This is a genomic window from Allobosea sp. CER48 (assembly GCF_044752385.1).
Taxonomy (GTDB): Bacteria; Pseudomonadota; Alphaproteobacteria; order Rhizobiales; family Beijerinckiaceae; genus Allobosea.
The window spans coordinates 1-2076 of record NZ_JBIWYK010000505.1 but is presented as its reverse complement, the minus strand read 5'-3'; the positions used below and the strand labels follow the sequence as shown (position 1 = coordinate 2076).

Below are 2076 nucleotides of genomic sequence, written 5' to 3'. Positions count from 1 at the left end.
AGTCGGGCGAGGCTTTCGACCTCGCCCGGCAACCGCTACATACGAAGCCTGACCTTCGCCATCAGGGCTCCCATGCGTAACGACGATGCTCCGCTGATCCGCCTCGAGGATTACCGCCCCAGCGACTGGCTGATCGACACGGTCGATCTGGACATCGACCTGCACCCGCAGAAGACGCGGGTGCGTGCGCTGCTGGCGATGCGGCCCAATCCGGAAGGCCAGCCCGGTGCCCCGCTCAAGCTCGACGGCGACGAACTCACGCTGAAGTCGCTCGCCCTCGACGGCAAGCCGCTCGATCCATCCGCCTATGAGGTGACGCCCCAGGCACTGACGATCCCCGCTCCGCCGCCGCATGATTTCACGCTGACGATCGAGACGGAGATCGACCCCAGCGCCAACACCAAGCTGATGGGGCTCTATCGCTCCTCCAAGGTCTATTGCACCCAGTGCGAGGCCGACGGCTTCCGCCGCATCACCTATTTCCTCGACCGGCCGGACGTGATGAGCGTCTACACGGTCAGGCTCGAAGCGGCGAAGGCCGAGGCCCCGGTCCTGCTCTCCAACGGCAATCTCGTCGCGGCGGCAGAGCTGCCTGACGGCGACCGGCACTTCGCTGTCTGGCACGATCCGCATCCCAAGCCGGCCTATCTCTTCGCGCTCGTCGGCGGCGCGCTCGACCATGTCCGGCAGGACTACGCCACCGCCGACGGCCACAAGGTCGAGCTTGCCGTCTATGTCGAGCCAGGCAAGGCGGACCGCGCCGGCTGGGCGCTGGACTCGCTCGTGCGCTGCATGCGCTGGGACGAGCAGGTCTTCGGGCGCAACTACGATCTCGACGTGTTCAACGTCGTCGCCGTGTCGGATTTCAACATGGGCGCGATGGAGAACAAGGGCCTCAACATCTTCAACGACAAATATGTCCTTGCCGACCCGCAGACCGCGACCGACGGCGACTACGCCTCGATCGAGGCAATCATCGCGCATGAGTATTTCCACAACTGGACGGGCAACCGCGTTACCTGCCGCGACTGGTTCCAGCTCTGCCTGAAGGAAGGCCTCACGGTCTTCCGCGACCAGGAATTCTCCTCCGACGAGCGCTCGCGCCCGGTGAAGCGCATCGCCGACGTCCGCACGCTGCGCTCGACCCAGTTCTCTGAGGATGCCGGCCCTCTCGCCCATCCGGTGCGGCCGCGCGCCTACAAGGAAATCAACAACTTCTACACGCCGACGGTCTATGAGAAGGGCGCGGAGGTGATCCGCATGCTCAAGGTGCTGATCGGCGACGAAGCCTTCAAGCGCGGCATGGACCTCTATTTCGAGCGCTGCGACGGCACGGCGGCGACGATCGAGCAGTTCCTCGCCTGCTTTGCCGAAAGCTCAGGTAAGGATCTCTCCGATTTCACGCGCTGGTACGAGCAGGCGGGCACGCCGACCGTAACGGCGTCCGGCCACTATGATGCTGCCGCCCGGCGCTACACGCTCGACCTCAAGCAGAGCACGCCGCCGACGCCTGGCCAGTTTGAGAAGTCGCCTGTCGTGCTGCCGATCAAGCTCGGCCTCGTCGGCCGCCAAGGCGACCTGCCGCTGAACAGCAGCTCCAATGCCTATGCCGGCGATGGACTCGTCGTGCTCGACGATGAAGCCCTGTCGATCACGTTCGAGGATGTGGCTGAGGCGCCGATCCCCTCGTTGATGCGCGGCTTCTCGGCTCCGGCGCGGCTGGAGCTGGACCTTTCCGACGCCGACCTTCTGCGGCTGTTCTCGGCCGACAGTGATTCCTTCAACCGCTGGCAGGCCCTGCAGAGCGTCGCCACGCGAGCGCTCGTCGCCGCGGGCAGGCCCGGGGCCGATCGCGCTGCGCTTGCAGCGACCGCCGCCGAACTGGGCCGCGAGCTCGACGGCTTCCTCAAGGCCGACGCCGTGGCCGATCCCGCTTTCGCCGCCCAGGTCCTGCGCCTGCCCGCCCCCGCCGACATCGCCCGCGAGATCGGCCGCGACGTCGATCCCGATGCGATCTTTTCCGCGCATCGCGGCCTCAGCGGCGCGATCGGCAAAAGCTTGTTCGGCAGCTTGCCG

1 protein-coding gene is annotated in these 2076 nt (G+C 66.3%); it reads left to right on the top strand.

Annotated elements, in window-relative coordinates:
• Positions 1–72: 72 nt before the first annotated feature.
• On the top strand, positions 73–2076 hold a 2004-nt coding region (gene pepN, locus ACIPIA_RS14880; protein WP_400510669.1), incomplete at its 3' end, for an aminopeptidase N.